This window comes from Oceanospirillum sp. (assembly GCF_982874595.1).
The window spans coordinates 1-18004 of sequence record NZ_CEYNZH010000020.1; the positions used below are offsets into that span (position 1 = coordinate 1).

Annotated in this window: 16 protein-coding genes; 5 read left to right on the forward strand and 11 right to left on the reverse strand. The window is 52.8% G+C overall.

The window, feature by feature from the left end:
- From AC4GL5_RS10290 to AC4GL5_RS10310, 5 genes are all read right to left on the reverse strand, one after another.
- On the reverse strand, window positions 1-248 hold a 248-nt coding region (locus tag AC4GL5_RS10290), incomplete at its 3' end, for a DegT/DnrJ/EryC1/StrS family aminotransferase (RefSeq protein WP_490382693.1).
- The gene (locus AC4GL5_RS10295; RefSeq protein WP_490382694.1) at window positions 229-678 is read right to left on the reverse strand and encodes an acyltransferase; all 450 of its coding nucleotides are present in this window, start codon (window positions 676-678) and stop codon (window positions 229-231) included. The genes AC4GL5_RS10290 and AC4GL5_RS10295, both read right to left, overlap by 20 nt.
- The gene (pseI, locus tag AC4GL5_RS10300; RefSeq protein ID WP_490382695.1) at window positions 675-1703 is read right to left on the reverse strand and encodes a pseudaminic acid synthase; all 1029 of its coding nucleotides are present in this window, start codon (window positions 1701-1703) and stop codon (window positions 675-677) included. Before pseI ends, AC4GL5_RS10295 begins: the two co-directional genes overlap by 4 nt.
- A gap of 277 nt (window positions 1704-1980) precedes the next feature.
- Complete coding sequence (locus AC4GL5_RS10305) at window positions 1981-4452, reverse strand: YbcC family protein (RefSeq protein WP_490382696.1); 2472 nt, start codon at window positions 4450-4452, stop codon at window positions 1981-1983.
- The gene (locus AC4GL5_RS10310) at window positions 4449-6068 is read right to left on the reverse strand and encodes an NADH-quinone oxidoreductase subunit L (protein ID WP_490382697.1); all 1620 of its coding nucleotides are present in this window, start codon (window positions 6066-6068) and stop codon (window positions 4449-4451) included. Before AC4GL5_RS10310 ends, AC4GL5_RS10305 begins: the two co-directional genes overlap by 4 nt.
- Before the next feature lie 205 nt (window positions 6069-6273).
- Here AC4GL5_RS10310 and AC4GL5_RS10315 point away from each other — a divergent pair, with 205 nt between their 5' ends.
- Window positions 6274-7161, forward strand: a complete 888-nt coding sequence (locus AC4GL5_RS10315) for a LysR family transcriptional regulator (RefSeq protein ID WP_490382698.1) — start codon at window positions 6274-6276, stop codon at window positions 7159-7161.
- A 71-nt stretch (window positions 7162-7232) separates the two neighbouring features.
- On the opposite strand, the gene AC4GL5_RS10320 is transcribed toward AC4GL5_RS10315, so the two are convergent.
- The gene (locus AC4GL5_RS10320) at window positions 7233-8315 is read right to left on the reverse strand and encodes an ABC transporter substrate-binding protein (RefSeq protein ID WP_490382699.1); all 1083 of its coding nucleotides are present in this window, start codon (window positions 8313-8315) and stop codon (window positions 7233-7235) included.
- Between the two features lie 143 nt (window positions 8316-8458).
- On the opposite strand from AC4GL5_RS10320, the gene AC4GL5_RS10325 reads away from it, so the two are divergent.
- The 4 genes from AC4GL5_RS10325 to AC4GL5_RS10340 all read left to right on the forward strand — a co-directional run bounded on the left by AC4GL5_RS10325 (window position 8459) and on the right by AC4GL5_RS10340 (window position 12096).
- Window positions 8459-9514 carry a FecCD family ABC transporter permease gene (locus AC4GL5_RS10325; RefSeq protein ID WP_490382700.1) on the forward strand — a complete coding sequence of 352 codons (1056 nt, stop codon included), beginning with the start codon at window positions 8459-8461 and terminating at the stop codon, window positions 9512-9514.
- Entirely contained in the window at window positions 9514-10311 is a 798-nt protein-coding gene (locus AC4GL5_RS10330; protein ID WP_490382701.1) for an ABC transporter ATP-binding protein, read from the forward strand. The genes AC4GL5_RS10325 and AC4GL5_RS10330 overlap by 1 nt, the downstream gene beginning before the upstream one ends.
- Window positions 10308-11540, forward strand: a complete 1233-nt coding sequence (locus AC4GL5_RS10335; protein WP_490382702.1) for an MDR family MFS transporter — start codon at window positions 10308-10310, stop codon at window positions 11538-11540. Before AC4GL5_RS10330 ends, AC4GL5_RS10335 begins: the two co-directional genes overlap by 4 nt.
- A 112-nt stretch (window positions 11541-11652) precedes the next feature.
- Window positions 11653-12096 carry a DUF3224 domain-containing protein gene (locus AC4GL5_RS10340; RefSeq protein ID WP_490382703.1) on the forward strand — a complete coding sequence of 148 codons (444 nt, stop codon included), beginning with the start codon at window positions 11653-11655 and terminating at the stop codon, window positions 12094-12096.
- An 80-nt stretch (window positions 12097-12176) separates the two neighbouring features.
- On the opposite strand, the gene AC4GL5_RS10345 is transcribed toward AC4GL5_RS10340, so the two are convergent.
- The 5 genes from AC4GL5_RS10345 to speB all read right to left on the reverse strand — a co-directional run bounded on the left by AC4GL5_RS10345 (window position 12177) and on the right by speB (window position 17817).
- Window positions 12177-13292, reverse strand: coding sequence for a 5-(carboxyamino)imidazole ribonucleotide synthase (locus AC4GL5_RS10345; RefSeq protein WP_490382704.1), 1116 nt, complete (start codon window positions 13290-13292; stop codon window positions 12177-12179).
- A 125-nt stretch (window positions 13293-13417) separates the two neighbouring features.
- Window positions 13418-13906, reverse strand: a complete 489-nt coding sequence (gene purE, locus AC4GL5_RS10350; RefSeq protein ID WP_490382705.1) for a 5-(carboxyamino)imidazole ribonucleotide mutase — start codon at window positions 13904-13906, stop codon at window positions 13418-13420.
- A 384-nt stretch (window positions 13907-14290) separates the two neighbouring features.
- A complete protein-coding gene (locus AC4GL5_RS10355; RefSeq protein ID WP_490382706.1) occupies window positions 14291-14953 on the reverse strand; it encodes a carbonic anhydrase in 663 nt (220 codons plus the stop codon).
- A gap of 390 nt (window positions 14954-15343) precedes the next feature.
- On the reverse strand, window positions 15344-16753 hold the full coding sequence (locus tag AC4GL5_RS10360) for a YjiH family protein (protein ID WP_490382707.1): 1410 nt from the start codon (window positions 16751-16753) through the stop codon (window positions 15344-15346).
- A gap of 110 nt (window positions 16754-16863) precedes the next feature.
- Window positions 16864-17817 carry an agmatinase gene (gene speB / locus AC4GL5_RS10365; RefSeq protein WP_490382708.1) on the reverse strand — a complete coding sequence of 318 codons (954 nt, stop codon included), beginning with the start codon at window positions 17815-17817 and terminating at the stop codon, window positions 16864-16866.
- Window positions 17818-18004: the final 187 nt, after the last annotated feature.

Genomic DNA, 18004 nt, shown 5'->3' on the forward strand with positions numbered 1-18004 from the left:
CAGGCGTATACCGGCAGTGCAACTCGGAGCCCTTCGGCCTGCAGAGCGGTCAGAGCTCCAAAAAGGGCTGCACTTCCTGAAGACACAGCGACTACATGCTCCGCGGGTAAATCGTGATATGCCGCCAGTTGGCGTTCAAACTCTGCTGTTTCCTTACCCTGAGCGATCCAGCCGGACTCAATAACCTGTCGTGCCGCCTCTGCTTCTGCGTTTCCCAGTGTTGGGCGGTTATGCGCAATCTGAAGCATAGTAACCGGCCTTAATAACCATAGGGTTGCCACAAACCAGCGAGTAAGGGGGGATATACCCTGCATCAACCATAGTACCGGCAGCAATAACACAGTGATGGCCAATATGAGCCCCGCCTTTAACCATCACGTGAGAGCCAATAAAAACATTGTGTTCTATCGTGATATCCCTGCGAGTTATTGTGTCTGAAAGGCCAATTGTTTTCCGGTGTGAATCAGCACAGTTAATAACCACAAACGAGGCGATATCACAGTTATCACCGATGGAGACATGTGCGCCTTTGGCGTAAACCTCAGAGAAACCTGAGATATAAACATTTTGGCCAAATTCAGGTTCCCCGTTAACCCAGACCAGAGGGTGAAACTTATTTTTTCTGAACCCGGTGACGGATCGGAAAAAGTAGAGGAATAAGGCTTTAAGTGGGTTCACAGCAGAACTTCCAGAGTTAAAGGTGTTCCGCGTTCAAGGTCTTTGTTCGCGGTTTTTCCCAGTACGTCTTCATAATGCCGGGGTTCCAGTCCGAATCCAGGTCGGATAACCCGAACATTCTCAGGGGACAGTATTTCACCCTGACGTATATCCTGCACCACATAAACAGAACGACCATGGTGACTTCCAGGGCGCTTTTCATTCAGGGCGTTTGGATTACCGATTGCTTTCCATGCTTGATCTGTTTGACGGCGAAGCTCTTTAAGTTCGTCGGGCTCGATAGAGAATGCGGCATCGGGACCACCGTCAGAGCGCCTCAGCGTAAAGTGTTTTTCAATAACCGACGCACCGTAGGCAACAGACAATACCGGGGCGATATGCTCCAGAGAATGATCGGACAATCCAACGGGAACGCCCAGTTTTGCCAGTTCACCAACAACTGAAACATTCATATCTTCCGCGTTGCTGGGGTAGCTGCTGATGCAGTGCAGTACGGCGATATCCCTAGCCCCTGCATCACGAAGTATGGTCAGAGATTCTTCAATATCCTGAAGGCTGGAGATGCCAGTTGAGATAATGATGGGTTTACCGGTTGCGGCGACCTGCTTCAGAAAATAGTGATCTTTCGCTTCAAAAGAAGCAATTTTGTAAGCTGGGCAGTTCAGGTCTTCCAGAAGGTTGACAGACGCTTCGTCAAAAGGAGAGCTGAACAGGGTAATACCGATCTCTTCAGCTTTTTCAAACAGTAATTTATTCCAAGAGGTTGGCATTGTGATCTCGCTGTAGAGATCATAGTACTTTTTGCCTTGCCATAAGGGATCAGGAATCAGAAAATCCGCTTTGTCACAATCAATGGTGAGGGAGTCAGCGGTGTACGTCTGAATTTTCACCGCATCAGCACCGCAGCGTTTTGCCTGCAGAACCATCTCAAACGCTTTATTCAGGTCCTGCGTATGGTTATTTGACATTTCTGCGATGAGATAAGGGGGGGCTTGATGGCCGATTGCCCGTCCATTAATTTTCATGTTTCGGTCCCGAATTTTGCCGTTATGCAAAGCTTTTAACTGTTTGTCGGACAAAAAAATAACATCCTGCAATATACTTTGAGGGAAAGTAACAAGCAAGATATTGAAATCAAACAAAATCTGTCATCTTGGGGCGTTAAGAATGTGAGTTCGAGGCCCTTTGGGCAAAAAGCCGCCTTAAGGCTCTCGGAATAGCACAATGCCCCGATGGGATGCCCTCGGGGCGTTGCTGTTTATGGGGTGTTAATTGTTGCAGTCTAAATTCCGGAGCTAAACCTCAGCAATTGACCTGCCACTTACCTTCACCCTGATAAAACTCGATACCCATCGGCGTAAAGCGCGCCAGATAGAGCCAGCGGTTATCTGCCAACTGGCGCAGAGTGTCGTGTTTACTCAGGATCTTCTCAATGGTTACCCGATCACTGTCGATCACCACCGTCAGGCGCAGCGGTTCGTGCTGCCAGTCTTCACCGTTATGCACCGACTGTAGTGCCAGACCGGTTCTCAGATCGCCACCATTCCCCTCGAATACTCCAAGGCGACCGCCAACCACATTGTGCAGGGTTTTGTTGCCGCTGCCGTAACGGGTGTTGTCCACGGTTGAGGCGAAATACTGCATATTGATCCAATGGGTCACCACCATAGGGGCGGTCATGATCTGTTCCAGCAGTGTGCCTTCCGGGTCTTTCTGTGGCGAGTAGTCGTGCAGAAAACTCCGGCCATCCAGTTTGATTCCCCGGGAGCGGGAGCGGGGCGCAATAATAAAGCTGGCGTTGTTGGTCAGTCCCCACTCGGGGCGGGTTTGCGCCCAGTCGTTTGCCCGCTGGCGAACCGACTTGAGTAGTTTATCCGGTTGCTCCTGCAGTTCAGCCAGCCCCAGAGACGGTGCCCGTTCCCGACGCGCTTGTTTACCGGCAGAGGCCAGCTGTTGCTGCAGTTTATTCACTGCCAACTGATGAGATTCCGGAATCTGCTGCTGATCAAACAGGCTGATCTCTTCGGTGGTGGTGTTGTGCAATGCCGCGACAAAGTGAGTGGTTTCCGGAATCTGAATGCCCAGCTGTGCTATTTGTTCCCGTACCTCCTGATCATTCAGCAGTTTTGCCAGCGCGCGGGAGTTCACTTCGCCGGTCTGTCCGCAGCAGGCCCCGCAATCCAACCCTGCCCGTTGAGGATTGTTATGGCTTTGGCTACCGTGACCGACCAAAAGAACCAGCGGCGCTAAACCCTGCGTCAGGTTCATACCAGTCAGCACTTTTTTCGCCAGCTCTGCTTGCTGTTCAGGACTTGCACCTGAACTTGCCAGAGACGGTTGCAGATCACAGCCTTTATTCAGGCCTAAACTGTTACCTGAAGTGAGTTCGCCTTCATCGGGCAGACTTCGACGGATCAGCTTGCCGGCATAGCTCAGGCCCAGTGTTTCCACCAGGGTAAATGCGGATGCCGGAACGGATTTAAACGGCTGCCAGCTCAGCAGCTTGTTCAGGTTTGAGCGGCGCTTGTGGGCGATCTTATGATCCTTGGCCTCATTGCCGCAGGTATCAGTAATGTGCAGTGAGGGAGCCAATAGCCCCGGTAACTGAGGTCGTGTTGCTTCTGTACCCAGCGGCGTGTAGCTGACCGGCAATCCAAAAAAACCGGCAAACCCCAGTGTCTGAATCTCATCGGATTGGTCTTCCAGATGACGTCGGAAAACCTCTGAGCGTACATCAATACAGAACACCGCCTGTACACTGGCCTGAGCTCCCAGGGGGTGGGGTTTGCCCTGTAATCGTTTGCTCAATTGTTGTTGGTAGCTGATTTCATGGGCGCGTTGCCAGATCAGATGCAGAGGATTGACTCCCTCATGCGTCTGCCGATGCTGCTGCCACTGTTGTTGCCAGATCTGCCAGACTGAGCCTTGCTGACGCTGACCATCATCGATCAGTTGCTGCCAGCTAAGCCGTACCGCCAGCAGGTCGGTCAGCGTATGATCTTCCTGGCCTTCAAGCCTTGCCTGCCAGCCCAGGTAGGCCGCCCAGGATGCCCAGCCGCTGATCCGCATCAGCACCGCCTGCAGATATTCCGGCCATTGGGCTTCCGGTATTTGCAGGTCCTGCAGGGTGTTTGCGATCTGTTGTACCGGATCTTCCGATAGAGTTTTCGCCTTAGCGGCGATGCCCGGTGCCTTCATCAGCAGAGCAACGCTGTGATCCCGGGTCAGGGTTTTACGCCAGCTTTTGTATAGCGAACCTTGGCCCGTGGACTTCTTTTGCCCCGGATGCCAGTCGGCCTGATCGTTATCAAACCAGGCGGCACAGAACTGAGAGACCTGATGAGTGATGGTGTCGCACCAGGCGGGCTCATGTTGCAGATCCCGCATCTGATCCAGCGTATCGCCCAGCAGGGGGGGAGGGACCGGTGACGTGTCCTGCTCGGTCAGCCCTGCAATAGCCTGTTGTTCACTCAGGCAGAAGTCTTCACTTTGAGAAGCGAATTCTGCCAGTGCCTGCTGCAGATGAACCGCCTTGATGGTGCCGTCGATCCAGCGCTTCTGGTAGTAACTCAAAGGCAGCGTCATAGCAGAACCGGCCAGCCGGGACTGGCGATCAGCAACCTGGTTAAAGTGATGGCTGATCTGTTCCCAGTAAGGGTTCACCGCAATCATGCGATCCAGCGGCCAGGTCGGAGCGATACTGCCCGTTGCGCGTTTGATCGCATCGTGCAGGGCTTTTTCCTTTAATGGGTCTGCTTTAAATGGAGCATTCATGCGCGGTCTCCCAGGTTGTACTGATGGCTGTTGGAATAGCGTGTATCTTGGCTTTGGCGGTTAAAGCGGGTCTGGGCCTGTTGTGGGCTGAGACGGGCTGGCCAGCACTTAAATGCCAGGCGGGTAAAGGTTTCGTCCAGATAGAAACCGTTGTACGCCCATGGAAAGAGTCGACGGGAAACGCGGCCTTCCGGCCAGAGGCGAATCCAGGTTTGCAGGCAGTACAGAGCGATAAAGCTGATGGCAACCCAGATCATCAGTGCTTGGGAGGCCGTGCCTGCAGCGGGCGCGAGTTGAGCAAACAGCAGATGCCAGATCAGATACAGCTGGGTCAGTAATGTCACCCGCACTGTTGCGGTCAACAGGGCGAAAAGGCGCAGTTGCTGTTCCTGCCAGAAAAGCGGGGTCAGGCCCAGTACCAGAATCAGGGTAACCGCCGAAGAAAGATGCAGTTCCGTAGCAAATTGCTGCCAGATCAGCACAGAAGCGGATACGACGGCCAGTGTCAGCAGTGGGCTGAACAGGGTACTCAGCAGCACATGGCGCTTTTTCTCTTTGCTGAAAAAGTCACCGATACGGCTTTGAGCAACGGTCTCACCGGAACTCAGGAAGGCGTAGGCTTTATAGAGCGAGTGAGCCAACAGGTGCAGCAGCGCCAGTTCGTAAAGGCCTAAACCGATCTCCATCAGCATAAAGCCCATCTGCGCACAGGTCGACCAGGCCAGACGAACCTTGATGCTGATACGGGTCATCATGACAAGACCGGCCAGCACGGCGGTTAAGCTACCCACGACCACCAGCATCGCCTGTGCCACCGAAGCCAGCGAGATCAGCTCCGCCAGACGGATCAGTACAAAACCACCCATATTCACCACACCAGCGTGTAGTAGTGCAGAAACCGGTGTTGGGGCTTCCATCACCTGAATCAGCCAGCCGTGCAGGGGCAGCTGAGCGGTTTTAAGAATCGCGGCTAGGGCAAACAGCGCCGCAGCCCAGTGCAGTGTCACCGGCAGAGAGGGTTGTTCGCTGATAAAGGCGTTCAGCGGTGGCAGAGACAGCGTGCCTGCGGTTTGGTAGATCAGCACCAGCGCAATCACCAGTGCGATCTCCGCCAGACGGCTGACGATAAATTTTTTGTGTGCCACCACCTGAGCGGCTTTGCGCTCTTTGTAGTGGGTCAGTAGATGGTGCAGACCGAAGCTGGTACCTGCCCATGCGAATGTGATCAGCAGCAGGTGCTGACTGGTAATCAAAAGGCCAACACTGGTCAGAGTGAACAGCATGCCCTGAACAAAGCGCGCCTGCTGCTCAGAGCTTTCGCCCTGAAGATAGCGATAAGCAAAGCCCGTGATCACCCAGCCCAGTAGTGCGACCAGCAGCATCAGCGTCACACTCAGAACATCAGCCTGCAGCTCAAGAATAAAAATGCCAGCCAGGGTAGCGGCTAACGTTAGGGCCGTAGCCGTCAGTCCGGCACGAACGCTAACGTGGGCAATTGGCCAGGCTTTTTTCGGTCGGTACAGACTGAACAGAAAAGCAGTAAAGAAGATAACTGGCAACGGCCAGCCACTCAAAAGTGATGACAAAACTGTATGCGACATAATTGTGTGCGACATAACCAAGCCTGCTCTGTAGGGTGGTTGCTCTTTGGATGAGCTGGGTAACTTGTGTTCACTGAGGGCAAACATTCCTCAGATGTTTCTGAGTGAGCATTTTTGGCTGGCGGGGTGATTTTGTAAAATATATAGTTCTTCACTAAATGTTCTTAAAAAAAGAACGATTAATCTGCAGTCTAAATTAAAAGCGATAGGGCGGGGTGTTATGCGTGATCTGAATTTTCGTCATCTGTATTACTTCTGGACCGTGGCCAAAGAGGGCAATCTGACCCGTGCGGCCCGGCAGATGCATCTCTCTCAATCGGCGCTCTCGTCTCAGATCAAGCAGTTGGAAGAGCAGCTGGGTCAGAGGTTGTTTGACCGGCAGGGGCGCACTCTGCAGCTGACCGAAAGCGGGCATCTGGTTCTTGAATATGCCGAGAGTATTTTCAGTCTGGGTTCTGAGATGCTTTCCATGATGGAGAGCGGTGGTCTCAAGCGGTTGCAACGCCTGAGAGTGGGCGCTGTAGCGACCTTGTCGAGAAACTTTCAGGATAACTTTCTTAAGCCGGTCATCGGGCAGGAAGGGGTTCAGCTGGTGCTGCACTCTTCGGCGCTGGAGGGGCTTCTTGAGCAGCTGGAAGTGCACAAGCTGGATCTGATTCTTTCTAACCGGGCGGTTGCTTCTGACTCGACCTTGCCCTGGCGTTGTCAGTTGCTGGCACGTCAGAGTGTCTGTCTGGTGGGGCCGGATACGGAGACTTTCAATCAGCTGCGTTTTCCGCAGGATCTGCCCAAGGTTAAGGTATTAGTGCCGGGTCCCAGCAGTGATATTCGGGTTCAGTTTGATATGTACTGCCAACAGCATGGGCTGGATCTGATTCCCTACGCGGAAGTGGACGATATGGCGATGCTGCGTCTGATGGCGCGGGATTCCGGTGGTGTGACCGTGGTACCCGAGGTTGTGGTGCAGGATGAGATCGAAAGTGGATTGCTTAAAAAATATTGCACCTTGAAAGGCGTGATCGAGAACTTCTACGCGATTACCGCTAAGCGGCATTTTGAGTTACCGATTCTGAAAATGTTGTTGGAGGAGGGCGCATCAGAGCTCTGATCTCCCTCTGCCTGCCATTCGCTGGCCCTGGAACAGAACATTGCGAAATATCCCGTCCCACGGCCATCCCTTTACAGTTGTGTCATAAAGGTGCCTTCAGGAACCACGGGCAGGTACTTCTTGTAAAAGTTCTTGTAAGCGGCTTCAGGGTTCAGATCACTGAACAATTCCGGATACATCGCCTTGGCGTAGAACTGCAGCATAGCGCCATCCATAATGGTTCGGCAGGCCCCGTGGTAAGCACCGTAAATACGGTTGTTTTGTACCGCACTCAGACTGGACCAGCCCAGACGATCTTTAAAGCCTTTCAGCCGGGCTTTTGCTTCAGTCTCATCGACGCCCTGACCCATAAGGACGCCATCGTCGCTGCCTGCATTCTCATAGCCAGTCAGGACAATAATGTCGGGATTGGCGGCCAGAATCTGTTCAGGATTCAGCTTGCCCCACCATTCTACGTAAGGGGCTGAGATATTATCGCCCCCAGCCATTTTCGCGATAGCCCCCCACATGTTTTTGCCGAAGGTATAACCGATCTCATCGACACCGGATGATGCGTACTCTGTGTAAATTTTCGGTTGAGGTAATCCGGCTTCTTCCAGGCGACTGGTAATGTTTTCAATGTTTTTACGGTACTCATCCGCGATTTTAGCGGCACGCTCTTCCTGCCCGGTAATGACGCCGATCAGCTGGGTACTTTTAACGTGACGCTCCAGCGTTTGGGCGTTGAAATCCACAACGACCACTTTAATGCCAGCGCTCTCGAGTTGCTCAATCTCGCTACCCAGCCCTTTGAATTGCCAGTCTGCCAGCATGATCACATCGGGGTTGAGACTGATCACCTTCTCCACGGAAAACGTTTTGGTATCAACCCGACCAATACCGGGAATCTCGTCCAAAGACGGGCGGTGTCTGACATACATATCCCAATTGGCTGCACGTGCCTGCCAGATATATTTCGACAGTCCCACGACCTTGTCATAGGCCGCTTCAGTGCCGATCGCCATGTAATCTTCGGGATAAAAGCCGACAACAACACGTTGGGCCGGGGCATCAAAACTGACCTCCCTGTCCAGAATATCCTTAATAGTGACCTCATCCGCAAAGCTTGAGACAGACATTAGAAGAGCGGTAATTGCGAACAGTTTCTGCAGCATCTGTTTTCCTAAGGTACGGTTTTATAAAGGGAAATTGATTAATTTTTAAGAGGCTGGTTAAGAGGGCCACCCTGAAAAGTCTTGTTGTGGATTCTATATTTAACTAAAATGCTTATGCAAATTATTATCAATTGGATTTTCTAATGACCAGCGCAGTTCTCTCTGAAACGCTTCTTAAGCAACGGCAGCAGGAAAGCCGACGTAGCATGATTCTTATGATGTTGGCTGTGGTTCTTTTGGCTTCTTTTGTGCTGGATATCGCCACCGGCCCGTCGATGCTGGGGGTGGGTGATGTGGTTAATGTGCTTCTTAGTCTGGTCGGGGTGCCGGTGGATGTGTCGGGTCCTGCAGAAGTGATTGTGACTAATCTGCGTTTGCCGATCGCTTTGATGGCACTGATTGTTGGCGGTGTGCTGGGTGTAGGTGGGGCCGAAATGCAGACCTTGCTTAATAACCCGATGGCAAGTCCATACACATTGGGTATGGCCGCCGCCGCGGGTTTTGGTGCCGCGTTGATGCTTTATGCCGGCTCTTTAGGTCTGAATGCCGGGATTGCGGTGCCTTTGGGGGCTTTTGTCTGCTGCATGTTGTCGGCCGGGCTGCTGTTCGGGCTGGCGATGATGCGCCATATTACCTCCGGCCAGCTGATTCTGGCGGGTATCGCCCTGCTGTTTCTGTTCCAGTCGCTGCTGTCTCTGGTGCAGTTTGTCTCTTCACCGGAGCTGAGCCAGCAGATTCTGTTTTGGCTGTTTGGCAGTCTGACTAAAGCAAACTGGACGAATGTGGGAATCACTGCCGGTGTGACCTTTGTTTGTATGCTGATGCTGATGGAGGATGCCTGGAAACTGACAGCCCTTCGTCTGGGGGAAGAGCGGGCGAAGAGTCTGGGTGTTAATGTGGCGCGCTTGCGCCTGAAAACCCTGGTTATTGTTGCGGTGATGACGGCAACGGTTACCAGCTTCGTTGGCATTATCGGTTTTATCGGCATTGTTGCGCCGAATATTGCCCGTATGCTGGTGGGGGAAGACCAGCGTTACTTTTTACCCCTCTCTTTCCTGGTCGGTTCTTTTCTGCTCTCCAGTGCCTCGGTACTGTCTAAATCCCTGGTGCCCGGTTCGCTTTTTCCGATCGGTATTGTGACTGCGATTATCGGTGTACCGTTTTTCTTCTGGATGATTATTGGTAAGAGGGCAAACTGATGCTGGAAGTCCGAAATTTGTCGCTGGCATTTGGCGATCTGGTACTGGCGGATCAGCTGAGTTTTACCCTGGAAGCCGGAAAAACACACGTCATCATCGGCCCGAATGGTACGGGTAAAAGCAGTCTGCTGAAAGTTTTGTTTGGTGATATTAAACCTCAATCCGGTGAAGTGTTGTTTGATTCTGAACATCTGGATTACCGCAATCTGAACCATTGGCGGCAGCGCTTTGGTTATATGCCGCAGGATATTCGGCTGGATGTTGGCCTTACGGTTCTGGAAGTTGTTTTACTGGGGCGTCTGGATGCGCTTTCGCTCAAGCTGGGTGATCCGATGATTAAGGCTGCGCTGCAGGCGTTGGATCAGATCGGTCTGTTGCATCTGGCGCAACAGGATGTTCGTACGCTGAGTGGTGGGCAGTGCCAGATGATACTGTTTGCTCAGGCGTTGATGCGTAACCCGAGGATTCTGATGCTGGATGAGCCGGTCAGTGCATTGGATCTGCACTTTCAGCAGGTTCTGCTGGATCATCTGGATCAGCAGACGCATCAGCAACATTGGGTTTCGGTGATGATTCTGCACGACCTGAATTTGGCAGCACAGTATGCGGATAATCTGTTGGTGCTGAAGGGCGGCAAACTGTTGGCAGAGGGTGCTCCGGCGGATGTACTGACCGAAGACCTGGTTGAAGAGGTTTACGGGGTTAAAACTGAGTTAGCCTATGATCAGCAGGGTGTCCCCTTTATTCGTACTCCCCGTCGCCGTCTGATGGAACTGCCGGTGTCTCTGGCTTCATGAATCCTGCTTATCTTTATCGTGAGTTGAAGCAGGTTTCTGCGGCAGGCCGGGTGTTGATCCTGAATGGCTTCAGCTTCAATCTGGGGTTCTACATGCTGCTGCCGTTTCTGGCGGATCACCTGCAGCGTAACCTGGGGTTAAGCCCCTGGCATGTGGGGCTGGTGATTGGTCTCAGGGTGTTAAGTCAGCAGGGGCTGTTTCTGGTTGGCGGCACGCTTGGGGATTACCTGGGCTATAAACGACTGATTCTGCTGGGATGTCTGGTGCGTATTGCCGGGTTTCTCTTGTTGGCGGTTGCCGGTCAGTTTGCTTTTTTGTTGCTTGGGGCTTTTCTGACTGGTTTTGCCGGAGCACTGTTTACACCGTCCAGTAATGCCTATCTGGCCCATGAGGCCACCGATGGTGAACATCGTGATCGTATCTTTGCCCTGCAAAACTGGAGTAGCGAGACAGGCATGTTTCTTGGCCCTTTAGTGGGTATGTTCTTGCTGAGCTTTGATTTTATGTGGGTTGGGCTTTCAGCCGCATCGCTTTTTGCCTTGCTGTTTCTGATTCAGCGTCATTATCTGCCGGAGTTGACCAGCCAGAAGAAACGTCAGGGCGGTGAACCTTTCTGGCGACAGTGGCAGCGCATGATGCAGAATCGGGCTTTTATCGGTTTTGTCGCCTTTGCCTGCTGCTTTCAGCTCTTTTTTCATCAGCTTTATCTCTCGCTGCCCCATGAGGTTGAGTCAAGGGGGCTGGAAGCCGGTGTGATCACTCTGGTCTTTATGATCTCTTCGGTGCTAGGTATTTTTTTCCAGATGCCGGTAAACCGCTATGTTCCCGCTCGGATAGGGCGTAGCCGGGCAATGGGGCTTGGTTTGGTGCTGATGGGGGGCTCTTTTCTCTGGTTTACGCTGGCTTTCAGTCTTGACTCCCGGCTTAATTTTATCGGTTTTGCGATCACCTTCAGTCTTGGCTCTATGTTGGTCCTGCCCCTTTTGGCGTCCAGCGTGCCGCGGTTTTGTGATAAATCAGAACTGGGTAGTTACTACGGCTTTTACTCCTGTATTGGCGGTGTAGTGGCATTCTTGGGACACCTTGCGATTGGTGGGCTGCTTTCCCTTGAGGGGCTGGATGCGGATCGTATCTGGTGGGGGCTTTCGGTTATCGGTCTTCTGGCGGGCAGCGGTTTGTATCTGAAAATGCGGAAACTGGATACCCGGACTGAGGCTGCCGTCAGTTAAGCCGGACCGTATCGGGGCTTGCCCTTGAAGGCGCTTTGGGCAATGCTGTGCGCTGTATTTTTCAGTCAGTAAATCGGCTTAACCCTTTGGACAGAGTTTTAAGGATAGTGCTATGCAGATCAGCGGAAAATTTAATGTCGCCCTTAATCGTCTTGATAATTATGCCGAAGGTGCTGATGGCATGGCGCTGGGGCGTATGTCGCTCGACAAGACATTTTTCGGTGAGCTGGAGGCGACCAGCAAAGGCGAGATGCTGAGTGCGCTGACACCGACCAAAGGTTCTGCCGGATATGTCGCCATTGAGCAGGTGACCGGTACCCTTTGCGGTAAAAATGGCAGTTTTGTACTGCAGCACTTCGGGCTGATGGATCGCGGTTATGACCAGCTGATTCTTGAAGTCGTACCGGACTCCGCCACCGGTGAGCTGGAGGGCTTAAAAGGCTGCATGAAGATCCGCATCGAAGAGGGCGAGCAGCACTTTTACGACTTTGATTTTCATCTGCCGGCATTAACAGCGGAAGCCGATGCTGCAGCGGATCAGGAAGCCAAAGCCTAAGCTTTGCCCACAGAAGGCGACCATAAAAAAACCGAACTCACTGAGTTCGGTTTTTTTGTTTAACGCGTCTGAACTGAGATTTAACCTTCCGGATAAACTTTCGCCAGTGTCGCGTTAATCTGGGTATCCAGATCGTCGTAGCTGTCGGCTACCAGATTGATATGGCCCATCTTACGACCCGGACGCAGACTCTTGCCGTAGCCGTGCAGCTGCTGGTCGCTGTTGACCAGAACGCTGTTGTCCATCTCAACACCCAGCAGGTTCACCATGCCGGTGATCTTCATCGCCTGAGTATTACCCAGTGGCAGACCTGTAATAGCGCGAACATGGTTGTTGAACTGGCTGCTGATGCAACCCAGCTGTGTCCAGTGACCGGAGTTGTGTACGCGCGGAGCCATCTCGTTAACCACCAGATGTTCTTTGCCATCAAGGTCGGTAACAAAGAACTCAATCGCCAGAATGCCCACGTAGTTGGACGCTGCCAGCAGTTTGTTGGCGATCTCTTCCGCCTGCTGCTGCAGTTCCGGTGTCAGGTTCGGTGCCGGAGCCTTAGAGGTCAGCAGCGTACCGTCGCGGTGCAGGTTTTCGGTCAGCGGGTAGAAGCGGCTTTCGCCTTCGGCGTTGCGAACGGCGATCATGGACACTTCACGTTTGAAGGTGACAAACCCTTCCAGTACGCAATCGAGATTGCACACCTCTTCATCCAGAGCGGCCGCATCGTCTGCGCTCTTGATGCGCCACTGGCCGTAGCCGTCGTAGCCGCCGGTGCAGGTTTTCAGAATCGCCGGATAGCCGATCTCTTCCAGTGCATCCAGAATTTCCTGACGGTTGCCGGTGCGACGGTAAGGGGCCACATCAACACCCTGTTCGTTCACCCAGCTCTTTTCCAGACCACGGTGACGGCAGGTTTCCAGCATGTTCGGGTCAGGATAAACCGGGCAGAACGCCTGCAGGGCTTTCAGGCGATCTGTATCCACCGCTTCTTTCTCAACGGTGATGACGTCCGGCTCGCCCAGAGCCTTGTACAGGGCTTCCGCTTCCGGGAACTCCTCGTCGTAGATCACGTCGCCAAGGCTTGTGATCGGATCAAGGGAATCACCCTGCTGCACCAGATAGCTGAACTGAATACCCATAGGCCAGGCAGACAGGGCCATCATGCGGGCCAACTGGCCGCTACCGACAACGGCAACTTTCATACGTCAATCCTCAAACTTGCATGATGACTCATGCTTTGCATTCTAAAATCTTTATCACAGTGGTCGCAGGCCGATTTTATTCGCCCTTAACGACAAGCGGGCGCCAAGGCGCCCGCTGCAGAAGATCAGTCAGTGACCAGTTCGAAGGCCACGCCATCAGTCTGCTTCTTACGGAATTCGATCAGACGCTCACGCAGGGCGTCGTCTTTCATGGCCAGCATCTGTGCTGCCATCAGGCCTGCATTATAAGCACCGGCTTCACCAATCGCCTGAGTACTAACGGCAACACCGCGAGGCATCTGTACGATAGACAGCAGACTGTCCATGCCTTTCAGGTGACGGCTGGCAACGGGTACCGCTACAACCGGCAGATGGGTTTCTGCGGCGATCATGCCCGGCAGATGAGCTGCGCCACCGGCACCGGCGATAATCACTTCGGTACCTTCTTCGTGGGCGCGGGTTGCAAACTCAACCAGTCGCTGAGGGGTGCGGTGGGCAGAAACAACACCAGCAACATATTCAACACCCAGCGCTTCCAGCGGCTTGGTGGCTTCCTGCATGGTGGCCCAGTCAGACTGAGAACCCATTACGATGGTGACTTTAGCAAATTTCATTACGGTAGCTCTCCGTTTTTATAGTGCAGCCCGGCTGACAACCCGTGTCTGATGTTTACCCGTTTGCGGGTTGCCACACCAAATTTTAAAAGCACGTTTCCGGCACTTTTTAAAAACAATAACAGTAAGACCTGATCCGTTTCGGATAAGGTCGCTGACAAAGTATACGGGCTGAAATAAAGCTGTTTGTCATAACCAACCTTGCCCTCTGTGGGCAGCCTGCTGTCAGACGGGTTTAAGGTGTACCGTCCAGCAGAGTTGGTTCAGCGAAAAAGAGGCGCACTATTATGCCTTAATTTGAGAAGAGATAAAAATTATTCTGCTTAAAGGCGGGGAAGGAACAGGGTAAGTCCCTGTTCCTTATCGATAATTCGGGTGCTGATATTAGCTCTGAACCCGTTCAATCACGGTTGCGTACTGCTGTTCAAACTCCTGAAACTCGGTGTCGTTGTGGTTGCAGCAGCGCACACCACCGGTCTTGATGTTGTAGATCCAGCCGTGGATATCCACCTTGCCCGTGGCCAGTTTTGCGGCGACTGCCGGATGGGTGCGGATATGCTGAACCTGCTGCAGAACATTCTGCTCAATTGCCTCATCCAGGTGTTCAGCACCAATGCATTCGTTGTAGCCAATGTCGTGACGTTCGCGCACGATCTCCATAGCAGAGCGACAGTGTCCCAGCCACTCTTTAACGTGGGGCAGGCCATCCAGCGCGTTCATATCCAGTGCGCCTTTGATAGCACCGCAGTCGGTATGGCCGCAGATGATGATGTGACGAACGCCCAGAACTGCAACGGCATACTCAACGGAAGCGGTCATGCCTCCGGTTTCATTGCTGTGTGGCGGGATAATGTTGCCAGCGTTACGACAGATAAAAAGATCACCGGGTACGGTTCCGGTCAGTAAATTCGGATCGATACGGGAATCTGAACAGGTGATAAAGAGAATATCCGGGCTTTGGCCCGAGGCCAGGGTTCCAAACAGGTCCTTGTGTTCAGGATATACATTCTGGCGAAAATTCAGAACGCCCTTAACAATTTTGTCCACGCTGAGCCATCTCCAATGGTTGTTGCTTATGGTCGGTGCAGTCCGAAGGGAAATGGTCGGCTGCCCGTTATTTTTTCTTGGCGGGTATTTTCTACTAAAGTCGCGCAAGATAAAAATAATTCTTTGTGGATAGCGTAGTTGTTTTTTGTTGTTTGAGGTTTTTCCGGTGGTTGTTATGGCCTGACCACAGGGTGAATGTAAAGTAGAAAGGGAGATTTGGCGTGTATAAGGAAAAAAAGCAAAAGCCTGCGTCGAGAATTGACCGTTCTTGCCACAGGCTTTTGCAATGACTGAAATGCTAACGGGAGCAGTCAGCCTCAAGTGAGACAGGTTGCTCAGGGGGATCTATGAGATCTGCCCCCTGAGTTGTATAGGGTCTATTGCAGATGATCAGCCAACCAGCAGGTGGCCCAGCAGGGCGATAATTGGCAGGGTGATCAAGGTGCGGATGATAAAGATCACGAACAGTTCCGGCAGATTCAGCGGGATCTTAGACTTGATCAGCAGTACACCCACTTCAGACATATAGATCAGCTGGGTCATGGACACACCGGCGATTACAAAGCGGGTCAGTTCGCTCTCAATGCCTTTACCAACGATGGCTGGAAGGAACATATCTGCAAAGCCAACCAGTAACGCAGGTGCAGCTTTAGCCGCTTCAGGAAGCTGTAGTAGTTCCAGTAGCGGAATAAAAGGAGCAGACAGCCAGGTAAAGATCTGGGTGTATTCTGTCATTGCCATCGCCAGCGTACCGATCGCCATCACCAGTGGCAGCAGACCAAACCAGATATCTGCGACATTGTGCAGGCCGGTTTTGATCAGCTGACCAAAGCCCGGTGCTTTTTGAGCGCGGGCAACCGCCTGATGCAGGCCCCATTTGTACAGAGACACATCCCCGGGCACGTCTTCTTTAATCTGTTTACCAACGCCTTCGGCGTATTCATCCTTTTTCCAGCTCAGAGGCGGCAGGCGAGGGGTGATCACTGCGGCCACAAGACCAGCGACTAATACTGCTGCGTAGAACTCGATAAACAGGTGCCCAATGCCGATAAAGTCAGCCACAACCAGACTGAAAGCGATGGAGGCGATGGAGAAGTTGGTGGCGATAACTGCAGATTCGCGCTTGGAGTAGAAGCCACCCTGATACTGCTGGGTGGTGATCAGAACGCCTACGGTGCCGGAGCCGATCCAGGAAGCGACCGCATCAATGGAGGAACGACCCGGTAGGCGGAACACCTTGCGGAAAACGTTACGTACCAGAGTGCCGATAAACTCCATCAGGCCGAAGTCCACCAGCAGCGGCAGTAACAGAGAGGCGAAGAAGAAGAAGGTAATCAATGCCGGTGCAAGATCGTAAAGTACAACGCCACCGGTATTACGGTTCCATACCCACTCGGGGCCAACTTCCTGCCAGGTCAGAATGACAAAAGCAGCACCCAGAACCCGAAGCGCCAACCATGGCAGGCTCACACGGAAGATGGAGCCGAGGGCGCTGTTTTTCAGTTTTTCGGTTTCCGGCATCAAGGAAACAATCACAGAGACCGCCGCTGAAATGCTCAGCAGGGCAACCGTGATCAGTGGCAGATCTTCTTTCAGCAGGGCTTTAAAGAAGTCCGCGATGACGCCCATGCCGATGGTCACTTTGCCTTCTACAAAGATAGGCGTCAGAAAGAAAAGTACGCCGATCAGAGAGGGGATGATGAACTTCAGATAATCCTTGCGGCTGAAATGTTCGTTCACATCACCGGTCTGATCCAGCAGAACCTGACTGGCTTCTGTTTTATCTAGATTTACACTCATAGGGAAATCCTGTTGTCTTTATTGTTGTGTTGATCTGTTTTTATCGTTGTGAATCACGCCCTCATTGCCAGCAGAGGGCGTGTTGTTCTGTGTTGCTGGAGGCTGCCCGCTTAATCGCGGTAGTGAACCCCCGGCAGGACGCAGAGCATTTCGTACAGCAGGTTCGCGCCCAGCAGAGCGGTATTGCCTGTGGTGTCGTAAGGCGGTGACACTTCTACCAGATCGCCACCGACAATATCCAGTCCACGGCAGCCGCGAACCACTTCCAGTGCCTGAGGCACGGTCAGACCAGCGATCTCTGCAGTGCCGGTGCCCGGTGCGTAAGCCGGGTCGATGCCGTCGATATCAAAGCTGATATAAACCGGGCCGCCGGAGACTTTTTCGCGCACTTCTTCCATCAGAGGCGTCAAAGATTTGTGCCAGCATTCTTCTGCTGGAACCACGCGGAAGCCCTGAGCGCGGGGCCAGTCAAAATCTTCGGCGCTGTAACCGGTACCACGCAGGCCGATCTGTACGACGCGGTCGCCATCAATCAGGTCTTCTTCCAGCGCGCGGCGGAAAGGGGTGCCGTGGGCGATCTTCTCGCCAAACATGTGATCGTTAACATCGGCGTGAGCATCAATATGAACAATGCCGATCTTGCCGTATTTCTTTTTCAGGGCGCGCAGAATCGGCAGGACAATGGTGTGGTCGCCGCCCAGCGTCAGTGGCTTGCAGCCTCCGGCAATAATCTCGTCGTAAGCCTCTTCAATGATGTCCATGCTTTTCAGCAGGTTGAAGGTGTTGATGGCGACATCACCGATATCGGCAACCTGCAGGCTGTCGAATGGCGCAGCACGGGTGGCGACGTTGTAAGGGCGTAGCATGCGGGATTCATCACGGATCTGACGGGGAGCCAGGCGGGCGCCGGGGCGGTTAGAGGTGCCGATATCCAGAGGCACGCCGACAAAGCAGGCATCCAGCCCTTCAGTGCCTTCCTGGGTCGGCAGGCGCATCATGGTGGCCGGTCCGCCGAAGCGTGGCATCTCGTTTCCACCTAAAGGTTGGTTCAGTTGTTTTGGCATGATCTCGCTCCAGTGTTTATGTTCTGTGCCTGTCGTTTTGCTGACTGGCAGGCGTATTTTTCTGGTTTGGAGTGATCGTTTGCAATGGGTGTGCCAGAAGTGGTAAGTCTTTAAAATCAGTATATTACGATTGTTGTTTTATCTTTTGATTCATTTCTGAATTGTTTGTTATAGTTTTTGATTTATT

Coding starts and splice junctions, on each gene's coding strand:
- pseI (WP_490382695.1), bottom strand. CDS start 1,703: ATGAAAATTAATGGACGGGCAATCGGCCATCAAGCCCCCCCTTATCTC.
- AC4GL5_RS10305 (WP_490382696.1), bottom strand. CDS start 4,452: ATGAATGCTCCATTTAAAGCAGACCCATTAAAGGAAAAAGCCCTGCAC.
- AC4GL5_RS10310 (WP_490382697.1), bottom strand. CDS start 6,068: ATGTCGCACACAATTATGTCGCATACAGTTTTGTCATCACTTTTGAGT.
- AC4GL5_RS10315 (WP_490382698.1), top strand. CDS start 6,274: ATGCGTGATCTGAATTTTCGTCATCTGTATTACTTCTGGACCGTGGCC.
- AC4GL5_RS10320 (WP_490382699.1), bottom strand. CDS start 8,315: ATGCTGCAGAAACTGTTCGCAATTACCGCTCTTCTAATGTCTGTCTCA.
- AC4GL5_RS10325 (WP_490382700.1), top strand. CDS start 8,459: ATGACCAGCGCAGTTCTCTCTGAAACGCTTCTTAAGCAACGGCAGCAG.
- AC4GL5_RS10330 (WP_490382701.1), top strand. CDS start 9,514: ATGCTGGAAGTCCGAAATTTGTCGCTGGCATTTGGCGATCTGGTACTG.
- AC4GL5_RS10335 (WP_490382702.1), top strand. CDS start 10,308: ATGAATCCTGCTTATCTTTATCGTGAGTTGAAGCAGGTTTCTGCGGCA.
- AC4GL5_RS10340 (WP_490382703.1), top strand. CDS start 11,653: ATGCAGATCAGCGGAAAATTTAATGTCGCCCTTAATCGTCTTGATAAT.
- AC4GL5_RS10345 (WP_490382704.1), bottom strand. CDS start 13,292: ATGAAAGTTGCCGTTGTCGGTAGCGGCCAGTTGGCCCGCATGATGGCC.
- purE (WP_490382705.1), bottom strand. CDS start 13,906: ATGAAATTTGCTAAAGTCACCATCGTAATGGGTTCTCAGTCTGACTGG.
- AC4GL5_RS10360 (WP_490382707.1), bottom strand. CDS start 16,753: ATGAGTGTAAATCTAGATAAAACAGAAGCCAGTCAGGTTCTGCTGGAT.
- speB (WP_490382708.1), bottom strand. CDS start 17,817: ATGCCAAAACAACTGAACCAACCTTTAGGTGGAAACGAGATGCCACGC.